This window comes from Nocardioides dubius, from assembly GCF_039528155.1.
Classification (GTDB): Bacteria; Actinomycetota; Actinomycetes; order Propionibacteriales; family Nocardioidaceae; genus Nocardioides; species Nocardioides dubius.
Genome location: NZ_BAAALG010000007.1, coordinates 161,268 through 173,230, shown reverse-complemented (window position 1 = coordinate 173,230; position 11,963 = coordinate 161,268). Strand labels below are relative to the sequence as shown.

The window sequence follows — 11,963 nt, the reverse complement described above, 5'->3', positions numbered from 1 at the left end:
TTCGTGGACCGGATTCGGAGCGCGGCTCCACCTGGTGCTATCTTTGTGAGCGCGTCGCAAGGCGCACCTGGGGCTTTGGCGCAGTTGGTAGCGCGTCTCGTTCGCAATGAGAAGGTCAGGGGTTCGAATCCCCTAAGCTCCACCACCGGAACCGGTCTCGATGAGGCCGGTTTCGTCGTTCCTGGGCATCGGCGTCGGCGGTCTGGACCGCTTCGGCCCGGCTCGCGCTCAAGCAGTCTCGGAATTCCGGTTCCGGTGAGGACAGCCTCCGCTTCCCCCTAGGCTGCCGGTGGGGGCAGCCGACAAAGGGGATTCCAGTGCTGGTCAAGGTAGCCACAGTCGTTGCGGTGTTCACCTCCGGATGGCTGGTCGCACCAGCCGCTGCGGACCCGGGCGCAGGAGCGCCGGAGAACACCAATCGGTGCACGATCGTCGGCACCGACGGCGACGACGTGCTGCGCGGCACCCGCGGTGACGACGTCATCTGCGGGCTTGGCGGCAACGACCGGATCCACGGTCTCGGCGGCGACGACGTGCTGCACGGCGGCCCGGGCAACGACGTCCTGATCGGCGGCCCCGGCAACGACCACCTGCGCGGCGGTCAGGGCCGCGACCACCTCGACGGCGGCACCGGCAACGACCTGGTGCGCGGCGGCCGGGGCGCGGACACGGTGATCGGCGGCAAGGGCTCCGACGACGTCCGTGGCGGCATCGGCACCGACGTGGTGGCCGGCGGAACCGGCGCGGACCGGCTCGCCGGCGGTCCCGGCAACGACGAGCTGCGGGCCCGGGAGCGCCGCGGCCCCAGCGACACGGTGGTCTGCGGCCCCGGCAGTGACGCCGTCAGTGCGGACCCCTTCGACCGGGTCACGCCGTCCTGCGAGAAGGTCGAGCAGCACCGCCGCCCGACCGCGATCACTCTGTCGGGCGACGAGGTCGCCGAGGAGGAGCCGGCCGGCACCTTCGTCGGCAACCTGAGCGCCACCGACCCGGACACCGCGAGCACGCACACCTTCGCGCTGGTGCCGGGCAGCGGCACCGGCACCGGCTCGCTGCGCATCGACGGCGCGCGGCTGGTGACCACGGCCCCGCTCGACCACGAGACGACGCCCGCTCTGACGTTCGCGGTCCGGGCCACCGACTCGACCGGGCTCAGCATCGAGCGCCCGTTCACGATCACGGTCACCGACGCCGACGAGCCCGCCTCGGCCGTCGACGACACCTTCACCGTCGACGAGGACTCGACCCCCAATCCGCTCGACGTGCTGGCCAACGACGCCGACCCCGAGGGTGCTCCGCTGTCGATCACCACGATCACCTCGCCGGCGCACGGCACCGCGATCCGCAGCGGCAACGCCATCACCTACCAGCCCGACCCGGACTTCTGCAGCGTCGAGGGTGCGACCGACTCGTTCACCTACACGCTCAGCGACGGCGTGACCGCGACCGTCACCGTGAGCGTCACCTGCCTGCCCGACGCTCCGGTGCTGGAGACCTCCGCCGGCACGACGGCGTACGCCGAGGGCGACCCCGCCACCGCGGTCGACCCGGGGCTGACGTTGAGCGACGTGGACCTGGACGGCGAGATCACCGGCGCCACCGTGGCGATCAGCGCGGGCTTCGCCGCCGGCCAGGACGTGCTGGCGCTCGGCGGAACGCATGCCGGCATCACCGCCTCCTACGCGGCCGGCACGCTGACCCTCGACGGCGAGGCTACCCCGGCCGCCTACCAGGCTGCCCTGCGCGCCGTCACCTACGCCAACGGCTCCGAGGCCCCGAACACGGCCGGTCGCACGCTGAGCGTGCATGTCGTCGACGACGCCGGCCTCGATGACAGTGCGACCCGCGCGGTGAGCGTCCAGGCCGTCAACGACGCACCGGTGATCACCGCGCCGGCCTCCTTCTCGGCCCTGGAGGACGCCGCGGCACAGCTCTCCGGCCTCAGCCTGGCGGACGTGGACGCGGGCACGAGCCCGCTCTCCGTGGCGCTGGCCGTCGTCCACGGGCGCCTCGACCTGTCCAGCATCACCGGCCTGACCTTCCTGGTGGGCGACGGCTCCAGCGACGCCGCGATGTCCTTCGAAGGCACCCTGGCGGACGTCAACGCGGCGCTCGCCGGCATGTCCTACCTGGCGAACGCGAACTACTCCGGCCCGGAGACGCTCTCGATCACCGTGGGCGACCTGGGCAACACCGGGAGCGGTGGCGTCCAGTTCGACCTCGCCGAGATCCCGGTCGTCGTCGGCCAGGTCAACGACGCGCCGAGCTTCACCGCCGGCCCGAACCAGACCTCGATCCCCAACGCCGAGGAGAACGGCGACCCGATCGGCTACGTCGTCGACCCATGGGCGACCGCGATCAGCGCCGGCCCCGGCGAGGGCTCGCAGACGGTGAGCTTCACGGTCAGCAACTCGAACAACCAGCTCTTCGGGGTCCAGCCGAGCGTGGGCGCCGACGGCGTCCTGCGGTTCACCCCGGATCCCGCCCAGACCGGCACCGCGACGGTGACGGTGCGGATCACCGACGACGGCGGCACGGCCAACGGTGGCACGGACACCTCCGCGCCGCAGACCTTCACCATCACCACGGTGCCGCCCGGGCCGGCGATCACCTCGATCGCGCCCGCCACCCTCAAGCCGGGTGAGAGCGCCACCCTGACGGGGCGGCAGTTCAGCACCACCGCGGCGAACAACGTCGTCACCATCGGCGGAGTCACCGCGCCGGTGACGGAAGCGACCGCCACCTCGCTGACGGTCACCGTGCCGTGCGTGCCGACGGGCGCCGGGGTACCGGTCAAGGCCGTCGTGGACGGCGTCGACACGAACACCGTGAGCCACCCGCTCCAGGTCATCCCGCGCCAGCTGGCGCGGGGCGAGGCGACGGTGATCACCGACCCCGCGGAGATCGGCTGCAACGAGCTCGCCTCCGCGGCCGGGCCGGGCCGCTACGTCGTCTCGGTCTTCAACTCGGCGACGAGCCCCAGCGCGAACGCGCCCTTCCAGCTGAAGGGCAACGTCGCCGGGGCGGTCACCCCGGACGTGGCGCCCGGCCGGGCCGCTGCTGCACCACGTTCGGACGAGCTGGCCGGTCCGGGTGCCGAGGCTTCGGGCGACGCGATCCACGGCGACGACGGTGCCGAGGCCCTGGCAGCGCCGGGCGAGGACGCGCACGACGAGCTCGCGGTGAAGAACCGTGAGCAGCACCGGCTGCTGAGCGAGGAGTTCGGCACCGCGGGCGTGAAGCGCCGCGGTGCCCCACGCGACTCGCTGGCGAGCGATCTGCCGTCGACCCGGCAGTTCCGGGTCTCGGACATCAACGCCAGCAACATCTGCAACAGCTACTACGTGGCGAGTGCCACCCGCGTCTATGCCGAGGGCAAGCTGGTCATCTACGAGGACGACGCGACCCCGGCCGGCCTGAAGGCCGCGAGCAACCCGGCGATGGCCGACTACTACGACAAGATCGGCGACCAGTTCAACGCCGACATGGAGCCGGTGGTCCGCAACAACTTCGGCGACATCCTGCGCCGCGACGCCGTCACCGACAACAACGGCGTGATGGTCGCGCTCTCCACGCCGCGCCTCAACAACTCGTTCTCCGGCGTCGCCGGCTTCGTGGTCAGCTGCGACCAGTTCCCCAACGACGACACGGGGTCGCCGGCCGTCGGTGGCCCGTACACCGGCTCGGGGCTGAACGGCGCCAGCAACTTCGGTGAGTTCTTCTACGTCTACCAGCCGACCGTGGTCGGGACCGGGTACACCGGCGCCACCCCCGACAACTGGTACCGCACGGTCCGCTCGACGTTCATCCACGAGAGCAAGCACGTCGCCTCGATGGCGGCGCGCACCGCCAACGGGGCGCCGCTCGAGGAGCCGTGGCTGGAGGAAGGCACCGCGCGCATGGCCGAGGAGCTGTGGGCACGCGGGGCGGTCTACGGGGTGCCGTGGAAGGGCAACACCGGCTACGGAACGGCCGCCGCGCCGAACAGCCTCTACTGCGACGCCCGCCCGGGGGCGGCCGAGTGCGACGCGCTGCCCGCGCGTCCGGCCTCGATCATGCAGCGTCACTTCACCTCGCTGTACACGCTCCTGTTCGGCACCAATGCGCGGCTGCTGTCGCCGTTCGGCGCGACCGCCTCGGACAACGCCTCCTACTGGTACGCCACCAGTTGGTCGCTGCTGCGCTACGCGATCGACCGCTACGGCACCTCGGACGCCGCGTTCCTGACCGCGCTCACCGACTCCACCAGCACCGGCACGGCGAACCTGGCGGCGCGGACCGGTGTCGCGACCGACCGTCTGCTCGGCGGCTGGAGCCTGGCGCTCGCCGTCGACGACTACCCGGGGCTGTTGGGGGCGAGCGCTGATGTCCAGATCCCGACGTGGAACTTCCGCAGCATCTTCGCGGGGATGAACGCCGACTTCCCGAGCACCTACAGCCTTCCCTACCCGCAGGTTCCCGTCGAGTACGGCTTCGGTCCCTTCTCGGCATCGGCGATCACCACGCTGCGGGGTGGCGGCTTCCTGAGCTACCAGATCTCCGGGACCCAGACCGAGGCACAGCTGCTGCAGCTGACCAGCAACACCGGCGGTGCTCCGGCCAGCACCTTGCGACTGGCGATCACGCGCGTGGAGTGAGCCCGGGTCGGCTGATCAGCTCCGGGTCGCGGCATCGGCGGGTGCCGCGGCCAGGGGGCGGGTGGCCGGGCCCTCCAGGACGGCGCCGTCCGCGCTGAAGCGGGAGCCGTGCAGGGGGCAGTCCCAGCTGCTCTCGGCATCGTTCCACCGCAGGATGCCGCCCAGGTGGGTGCAGACGCCGCTGACCTGGCACAGGCGTCCGGCGACGCGGGCGGTGGCGACGGGGCGAGGGTCGAGCCCGTGCCGACCGACGACGCCCGAGCCCTCGGGGAGATCCTCGGGCACCGCCTTCGCCTCGGCGGCGGCCCAGCCGCCCGCCAGCCGGGCGCCGACCTCGAGGTTGGCACACACCGCTGTCGTCGCAGCGCTCGCCCTGGGCAACGCGGAGCGTCGCGGTGCCCAGGGCATCTCTCCGCCGAGCAGCTCGGCGGAGAGCTGCAGCGCGGCGGCGACGCCGTTGGTCAGCCCCCACTTGTCGAACCCGGTGGCGACCTGCAGGTGATGGCCGCCCAACGGCAGGGTGCCCACGTGGGGGAGGCCGTCGTGGGAGCGGTAGTCCTGGGCCGACCAGCGGTGTGTCTCCTGCGCGCCGGGGAAGTGCCGCGCGGTCCATGCGCGGAGGTCGTCGAGGTGCCGGCGCTCGCTGGTGGTGCGCCCGACGCCGTGGCCCGATCCGCCCACCATCAGCAGGGAGGCGCCGTCCTCGGTGACCTCGCGGACCGAGCGGGTCGGCGCACCGGCGGAGAGCAGCATCTCCGAGGGCGCCTGGACGCCGGAGAACAGAGCGACGTAGGAGCGCTGCGCATCGAGCCTCGCGAAGTGTGCGCCGCGATCGACGATCGGGGTGCCGGTCGCCAGCACGACGTCGTCCGCCCGGATCTGCAGGCCGTTGTGGGTGTGCACCACGGGCGTCGCTCCGGCACCGATCCGCACCACGCGCTCTCCCTCGATCAGCGTGCCGCCGTGCTCGCCGAGCTCGCGCACCAGCTCAGTGAGCACCGCCATCGGGTCGAGCTGCGCCTGGTCGTCCAGGGCGACGGCACCGAAGGCGGGGAACGGAAGGTCCGGCCGCTCGACCCACCGGGTAGTGAGGCCGAGATGTTGCGCGGCCCGATGCTCCGCCTCCGCAGCGGCCCCTTGCTCTGCTGAGGCGGCGTAGGTCATCGCGGTACGACGCTCGGCACCGAGGGCCGCCTCGTCGCAGAAGCGCAGCAGCCAGGCCTGGCCCTCGCGATTCGCCTCCAGGTAGCGCCGCACGGCTGCCTCGGGCTGTTGGTCGAGCAGACGGGAGAGCTTGGTGCCTTGGAGCAGGGAGACCTTGCCGGTCGTGTGGCCGGTGGTCACCGCCCCCACCCGCCGGGCTTCGAGGACCACCACCTGCCGTCCCGCGCGGGCCAGCAGGAGACCGGTCACCAGCCCGGTGATGCCGGCGCCGACGACCACGACCTCCGCCTCCTCGGGGAGTGCCTCGGCCGAGGCGCCGGGAGCCGGGCTGAGGGAGGACGTTCGTTCCAGCCAGTACGAGGACATGGAGGTGCGGTACCCGATGCGTGGGCCGAGCATGTGGGGTGACCACGGCCACCTGGGGTTCTGCGGTGCAGGGGAAGGGGATGGCCTAGCGTGAGCCGTGCCGGCAACGTGAGGGTCCGGGCTGAGGAGAGTTGAGGTCGACCATGCGCAAGGACGTTCTGTTCGTGTTCGCAGCGGTGGGTGCCGTGGAGGTCGTGATCGGGGCGACGATCATGCGGGGCGGGCTGCTGCCGTGGGTCGCTGCGCTCTACGTCGTGGTGGGCAGCGTCGTGCTGGCGCGCTCGGGCGAGCGGATGCCGCGGATGGTGAACGTGATGTGGGCGGTCTCGGTCGTGCTCTGGATCGGACTGCTGCTGCCCATGACGAGCTTCGGGCTGGCCCTCGGTGTGGGCGCCCTGTGGGGCACGCTGCTGTTCGGCCTCTGGAGCGGACCGAGCCAGATGATCCTGCGCTTCCTGGAGGAAGGTCGCCGCACCCCGCGCACCGCGCCGGTCACCGACGCCTGAGAGGAGGCGCAGCGGGCTACGCCGGCGCGCTGAGGTGCGCCGCGCGGCGCTGTCGGCGCTCGCGGTTGCTTGCGCTGCGGTGGGCGCAGGTGCGCGCTTGCGTGGCACCCGCTCGCGTCGCGGGCCGATGTAGCGCCCGGCCTACGTGCGCCGGGTGAAGCGGATGCCTCCGTGGGGGAGGTGTTCGACGGTGTAGGTGGGGTCGTGGATGTAGTGGTGGTGTTTGCTGCAGAGCAGGCTGCCGTCGGTTAGGTCGGTTCTTCCGCCGAGGGACCAGGGATTGTTGTGGTGTGCTTCGCACCAGGTGGCGGGGATGCGGCAGTTCTCTGCTCGGCAGTAGGGGTGCATGAGCGCGAGGGCCCTGTGTTGGGCGGCGCTGTAGAAGCGCTTGGTTCTGCCGAGGTCGAGCGGCTGGCTCTGGCCGTCGAGTACGGCGGGGATGATGCCGGCGTTGCAGGCGAGGCGTCTTGCTTCGCCTGCGCTGATGCGGTCGTGCCAGGCGTTGCGTTGGGTGGTGAGGGTTGCGGTGCCGATCTCGTTGCGTAGTGCGTCGAGGCTGATGGTGACGACGACGGTGGTGGCGTCTCCGCCGTGCAGGGGCAGGCGTTTCGGGTCGAGCGTCTCCAGGAGTGTGTTGAGCGCGCGGGCGTTGCGTTGTGGGGTGGAGAGCTTGCGGACGGGGTTCGGCTTCGTGCCGCCGCCGCTGCCGTCGCTTCCGCCGGCGGCAGCGGTCCCGCCGCTTCCGTAGCTTCCGCCGACGGCAGCGGTCCCGTCGCAGCAGGTGCGGGGGTTGCTGGCATGCCCGGTAGATGTCGAGGAGCGTTCTGTGCCGGTCGTGTCGTCACGCCTTCCGCCGGGGGCATCGGCGAAGGTGCCGTGGTGGGGATCGTGGCCGGGGCACTCCAGATCCCCGCACGACTCGCGGTAGGTGCCGTCGGTGTCGGGCGCGCACCCGCAGGGTGCGGGGGTGAGGTGGTCGCGTCTCGGGTTGGTGATCGCGTTGAGCGCGGTGGCCAACCGGTTGGCGCAACCGTCGGTCAGCAGGCCGCTGATCCGGGTGGTGCCGTCGCCCTGCGGCTTCAACGTCAGTTGCTGGCGTTCGCGAGCCGAGCGTTCCTCATCTGCCAGACGCTTGCCTTCCACGGCTTCGGCGATCTCCGGCGCCACGACGTCGATGATGCGTTTGCCCATCCGGCGGAGGTCGTTGGGTCCGAACTGCTTGGCGTGCTCGACGAGGGTCCGTTCGGCGTCACGGAGAACCGTGGTGTCGAGGTCGTCGGGCAGTGCGTTCAAGGACCGGGTGATCTCGACGGACTGGGCGAGGTTGACGCGGCCGTCGCGGAGTGCGGCGTGCAGGTGCATCCACCTGCTGTCGAGGTCGCGAGCGGTGCGCAGTTCGCGGGCCATGGTGCCGTGGGCCTGGTGGGTCTCATGCGCGAGGTAGTCGCCGATGTTCCTTGCGCCGTGGGCGTCGGCCACGTCGAAGGCACAGGCCAGGAGCCGGTAGTTCAACTCGGTGAGTCGCGCCTGCAACACCGGCATCTTCAGCAATACAGCTTGCTTCTCCGCCGTCGTCAGGTAGATCGGCTCAGCATCGCTACACAAGTCGAGCGCGGCCTCGATCGCCAACGTGGCTTGGCAGATCGCCTGCTGGCTCAACGCCAGTGCGTCCTGCGCAACCGTCGCAGTGGGTGGATCGGTTGGGGGAGTGATGCGTGGCATGTGCGCCTCCGAGTGGCGGGTGTCTCGGGTGGTTCCCGAGCACACGAATCACGCTACGAGTGACGTCCGACACAATCGCGCGAGCGCGTTTGGCGGCGTGGGTCGCTGGTGGCCGAGGGCGCTGCGCACTCGTCGCGGTGGTCGGTCTGTCGCTGCCGCGCGGTTCCCAGACGGCGGCGCCGTTCTGTGACTCAGCGATCACCCCTTGTCCGAAGACCGATGCCTACTTCAACGGCGAGGCGCAGACCCTGATCGGGCTGCTGCCCGCTGCCGCTGAGCTTCCGATCACGACCGTGCACGACTGGCTCACGCGGCCGACGTCGACGGTCGCGGTTGACATCTTCGTCGGCACTCGGCCCTACGCCTGCTGCCCCGCGGCTTCCTCCGTCGCCGCCGTCGCCTCGGTCGTCGGCGTGTTCGCGGCCTGCTCGGCCGCCTGCGCCGTGGCGAGGCAGTAGGTCGAGGCGATCATCACCAGTGGCCACAACAGCGCCACCATCAACGGGGGCACGGCGTTGAGGATCACGAACGGTGCCGGATAGATCAGGAAGAGCAGCGCCGCGATGACCAACCCGGCGGTGGTGAGCAACAGCAGCGCGAACACCGCCACCGGAAGGATCGTGCGCCACGAGCGCCAGGCCAGCGCGAGACTCCGCCACCAGGCCCGGAACCCGCTGACGCCGTCCAGCACCACCAGCGGCAGCAGCAGCGTCCAGCCGGTCAACAGCAGCAGGGCGATCGGCGTCAGCAGCAACGACCCGAGGCAACCGACGATGACGACCCCGGCCACCACCAGGGGAACCAGCGCCGCGAGCGCGGGGCGCCAGGAGCCGCGGTAGGCCTCGGCCACGGTGACCGGGCGGCCCTCGGCGATGGCACCGATGGCGTGCACCGTCGCCGCAGCCGCCGGCAGCAACGAGCCGAGCGCAGCGACCGCCAGCAGGGCCTGCCACCACCACGGCATTCCGGAGACGAACCCCAGCGACCGCGCCGCGACCGAGGCCACCGTGATCGCGGCCATCGGCGCGGAGATCTTCAGGAACAGGCCCATGTGAGCACGGAAGAGCTGCCAGGAGGCGTTCGCCGTCTGGCCTGCGGAGCGCCACCGGCGCAGCGGCAGGGGAGTCGTCTCCCAACGGGTTCGGCCGAGCAGCCAGCGCATCGCGAGCAGGGCGACGCCGAGGCCGAGGAGCACGCTCAGTGGGGAGGAGACGTAGGTGCGGAACAGGTCGCTGCCGGTGCCGACAGCCGAGCAGTAGGTCTCGGTGACCCGCGAGCCGACCAGGCCGGCGCCGGGCACCTCGAAGCTGCTGGCGCGGGCCTTCTCCGACCAGGAGAACGGCCGGTTCCAGGCCTGCTTGCGGTTCGGGCCGGTGGGGCCCTCGTAGAAGCGGCGCGGTCCGACCTCGCCCCAGTGCCCGCGGTACTGCGTCCAGGGGAAGGCCTCGGCCGCCTCCTCGTCATCGGTCGGGATGGTCTTCACCACCGGGCGCAGCTCGCGCTGGTCGCCGGCCGTGGTGTCGCAGCCGAAGCCGAGCTCGGCGTTGTTGCCCATGAAGACGCCGCTGCTGAACTGGTTGGCGTGCGACCCGGCGGAGACGAAGACGACCGGGTGCGTGTCGTCGACGATCTCCAGCTTCTCGTCCGGGCTCTCGCCCCAGGTCGCGTACTCCGAGCCGTAGTGCTGGGAGTAGACCGCCCGGACCGGCGTCAGGCCCAGCGCCTCCTCGGCGCTGTCGGCCTCGAACTCCAACTGGATCCGCTCCCAGTCCGTCTCGTGCTTGTTGTTGTAGTCGTTGAACGGATAGAAGAAGAAGTACTGCAGTGCGAGCCGTCCCTCGTGCCCTTCCTGGAAGGCGACCCGGCCGTAGATCGTGGGCGTCGGCTCCTTGCCCCATTGGGCATTCGCCCACTTCTCGTAGCTGCACTGCGGGTCGAGCGGGTCGCCCGGCAGGTCGAGCGCGTAGCCGGGCAGCCCCTGTGCGACGTCGTCCTGGCTGGGGCCGGCCTTCACGAGATCCCGCTGCGTCCACGGGCCGCGCAGGGCGACCGACGGGTTGTCGAACATGATGTCCACGTCACTGGGCACGTACGGCTCGCCCGGGCCGCACTCCTCGGTCTGCTCGACCAGGCTCATCACGGGGGCGAACTTCTCCGCCAGCGCGGCCTCGGGCGACGCGGGTGCGGCACTGGCAGTGGCCGGCGGCGTCTCGTCGTCGGCGGCCGCGGAGCCGCCCGAGACCGGGACGGCGACCAAGGCGAGGACGGCGGCTGCGCCGGCCGCCCGGAGCGCGCGACGCACTCCGATCGATCGGAAACTGGATCCCCGGGGCCGGATGCTCATGGCTCAGGACTATAGGGACTCCGCGTCGCTGATCGATCCGGCTGCCCTTCTGGTGCCGGTTTTCTCGGCGTGCTTCAGTGGAGGAGCCACAGTCAGCGTTCTCTGCGGTTCGTGCCAGTACCAGTCAAGGGAGAGAGAGTCCGATGCGTGCGGTCGTCTTTGAGAAGTACCAGTCAGCGCCTTCGTTGCAGGAGGTGGAGAAGCCGAAGCCTGGCCCGGGCGAGGTGTTGCTGAAGGTCGCGGGGGCCGGTGCCTGCCACTCCGACGTCGCGGTGTTCCGCGAGTTCACCGAGGAGTTCGGGCCCGCGCAGCTCAAGCCCTCCTTCATCCTCGGTCATGAGAACTCGGGCTGGGTCGAGGAGCTCGGCGAGGGCGTGGCCGGGATCGAGATCGGCGCCGCCTACCTGGTCTACGGTCCGATCGGCTGCGGTCACTGCGCGGCCTGCTCACGCGGGCAGGACACCTACTGCGAGAACGCGGCGACCATGCCGTACCTGGCCTCCGGTCTCGGTCGTGACGGCGGGATGGCGGAGTACCTCGCGGTCCCGGCGCGCAACCTGGTGCCGCTCGGTGACGCCGACCCGGTCGCAGCCGCGCCGCTCTCGGACGCCGGCCTGACGCCGTACCACGCGATCAAGCGGGCGCTGCCGGTGCTGGCGGGCGGCGGCAAGTACGCCCTGGTGATCGGCCTCGGTGGTCTCGGGCAGCTGGGGGTGCAGATCCTCAAGGCACTGACCGGCGCCACCGTGATCGCCACCGACAACAAGGAGGACGCGATGCGCCGGGCCGAGGAGGCGGGCGCCGTCACCGTTCCCGGCGGACCCGACCAGGCGACGGCGATCCGCGAGCTGACCGGAGGCCGCGGCGTGGACGCCGTCTTCGACTTCGTCGGCGTGGCCCCGACCATCAAGCTGGCGATGGACAGCGTGGCGTTGAAGGGCCGGGTCACCGTGGTCGGCATCGCCGGTGGCGTCTACGACTGGAACTTCTACGGCGTGCCCTACGAGGCCGATCTGTCCAGCACCTACTGGGGAACCATCGAGGAGCTGCACGAGGTGGTCGCCCTCTACCGCGAGGGCAAGATCACCCCGGAGGTCGAGATCTTCGCGCTCGACGACGCGCTCGAGGCCTATCGCAAGCTCGAGGCGGGCGAGCTGAGCGCCCGCGCGGTGGTCGCGCCGCACGGCAAGTGAGCCACTGAGCGACAGCCGGGCCGGTCGAGGA

General features: G+C 71.1%; 6 protein-coding genes and 1 tRNA gene. 4 read left to right on the top strand and 3 right to left on the bottom strand.

Going from position 1 to position 11,963, the window contains the following annotated elements; all coding sequences use genetic code 11:
- The first annotated feature begins 69 nt into the window (after positions 1-69).
- Both ABD151_RS09525 and ABD151_RS09520 read left to right on the top strand, forming a co-directional pair.
- Positions 70-145, top strand: a tRNA-Ala gene (locus ABD151_RS09525).
- Positions 146-347: 202 nt separating this feature from the next.
- Positions 348-4,637 carry an Ig-like domain-containing protein gene (locus ABD151_RS09520; protein ID WP_343993664.1) on the top strand — a complete coding sequence of 1,430 codons (4,290 nt, stop codon included), beginning with the start codon at positions 348-350 and terminating at the stop codon, positions 4,635-4,637.
- Between the two features lie 15 nt (positions 4,638-4,652).
- On the opposite strand, the gene ABD151_RS09515 is transcribed toward ABD151_RS09520, so the two are convergent.
- Positions 4,653-6,167 carry an FAD-dependent oxidoreductase gene (locus ABD151_RS09515; protein WP_343993662.1) on the bottom strand — a complete coding sequence of 505 codons (1,515 nt, stop codon included), beginning with the start codon at positions 6,165-6,167 and terminating at the stop codon, positions 4,653-4,655.
- 143 nt (positions 6,168-6,310) lie between these two features.
- Here ABD151_RS09515 and ABD151_RS09510 point away from each other — a divergent pair, with 143 nt between their 5' ends.
- The gene (locus ABD151_RS09510) at positions 6,311-6,673 is read left to right on the top strand and encodes a hypothetical protein (RefSeq protein WP_343993660.1); all 363 of its coding nucleotides are present in this window, start codon (positions 6,311-6,313) and stop codon (positions 6,671-6,673) included.
- A 141-nt stretch (positions 6,674-6,814) separates the two neighbouring features.
- On the opposite strand, the gene ABD151_RS09505 is transcribed toward ABD151_RS09510, so the two are convergent.
- Both ABD151_RS09505 and ABD151_RS09500 read right to left on the bottom strand, forming a co-directional pair.
- Entirely contained in the window at positions 6,815-8,395 is a 1,581-nt protein-coding gene (locus ABD151_RS09505) for an HNH endonuclease signature motif containing protein (RefSeq protein ID WP_343993658.1), read from the bottom strand.
- A 358-nt stretch (positions 8,396-8,753) separates the two neighbouring features.
- Positions 8,754-10,697 carry a hypothetical protein gene (locus ABD151_RS09500; RefSeq protein ID WP_343993656.1) on the bottom strand — a complete coding sequence of 648 codons (1,944 nt, stop codon included), beginning with the start codon at positions 10,695-10,697 and terminating at the stop codon, positions 8,754-8,756.
- 236 nt (positions 10,698-10,933) lie between these two features.
- Here ABD151_RS09500 and ABD151_RS09495 point away from each other — a divergent pair, with 236 nt between their 5' ends.
- A complete protein-coding gene (locus ABD151_RS09495; protein WP_343993654.1) occupies positions 10,934-11,932 on the top strand; it encodes an alcohol dehydrogenase catalytic domain-containing protein in 999 nt (332 codons plus the stop codon).
- The last annotated feature ends 31 nt before the right edge of the window (positions 11,933-11,963 follow it).